Source organism: Castellaniella sp. GW247-6E4, from assembly GCF_040276065.1.
GTDB lineage: Bacteria > Pseudomonadota > Gammaproteobacteria > Burkholderiales > Burkholderiaceae_B > Castellaniella.
The window spans coordinates 1-868 of the sequence record NZ_JBELOI010000050.1 but is presented as its reverse complement, the minus strand read 5'-3'; the positions used below and the strand labels follow the sequence as shown (position 1 = coordinate 868).

General features: G+C 64.2%; 2 protein-coding genes. Both read right to left on the bottom strand.

Annotation, left to right across the window (positions count from 1 at the left end):
- Positions 1-299: ATP-binding protein (locus tag ABS761_RS16885; protein WP_350409554.1), on the bottom strand; the 299-nt coding region annotated here is incomplete at its 3' end.
- A gap of 32 nt (positions 300-331) precedes the next feature.
- Positions 332-868 (bottom strand): Mu transposase domain-containing protein (locus ABS761_RS16880; protein ID WP_502881460.1); only part of this gene is annotated, 537 nt, incomplete at its 5' end.

The window sequence follows — 868 nt, the reverse complement described above, 5'->3', positions numbered from 1 at the left end:
CCGGGAGGGCCCAATATGACGATGTTCTCGCCGTGCTCGATGTAATGACACGAGGCGAGGCTGGCCACCTGCTTCTTGTCGATGGACGGCTGGTAGGTAAAGTCGAAGCTCCCCAGATCCTTGACGAAGGGGAACTTGGCCAACGAGGTGCGCATGGTCACGTTCTTGGCCGTCTTGCTGGCCACCTCCTCACCCAGCAACTGATCCAGGAAGTCGGCATAGGGCAGCTCATCGGCTGTGGCCTGCTGCAGCACGGCCTCCAGCCGATCGCGGCTCTTGAACAGGCGCAGCTTGGCCATGTGCTCCTGCAACCGTTCATATTGGCCGGCCATCATCGCGTCACCTCTTCATACACCCGCGGATCACGCACTTGCACCTCGGCAGGCCCCCACCATCGATTCGAGGGCTCATCGCCTGGCGGGCTGAAGCGCTGACGACTGTTGCGAGCGACCGCGCCTGGTCCGTGCTCGGGTTGGATCCGCATCTGATGTCGGCCGGCGAGCAGCGGGTGCTCCGCGACGATGGCGCCACCGTGCTCCACACGCAGCATTCCGCCCACCGGGGTCACCTGCACCTCTTTGCCGATCAGGCCGAAGGGCACCGAGTAGCGATTGCTCTGGTAGCTCACCAGGTAGTCCTCGGCCACGATGCGTGCGACACTGCGCCGTTCGCCAAATGCCCCCTGGCCCGCACTGGGCAGCAACGCCGCCGCCTCCTCGGCGAAGCGGTCGATCGGCCGCTGATGGGTGGTGCCGTGGATGCGTACATCGGCCACCGTGGCCATCCATTCGTCCATCTGCTCCTGCACATCGATCATGTCCACGAAGGTGCGCCCGGGCAGGAAGTTGTGCTTGACGTACTTCACCCC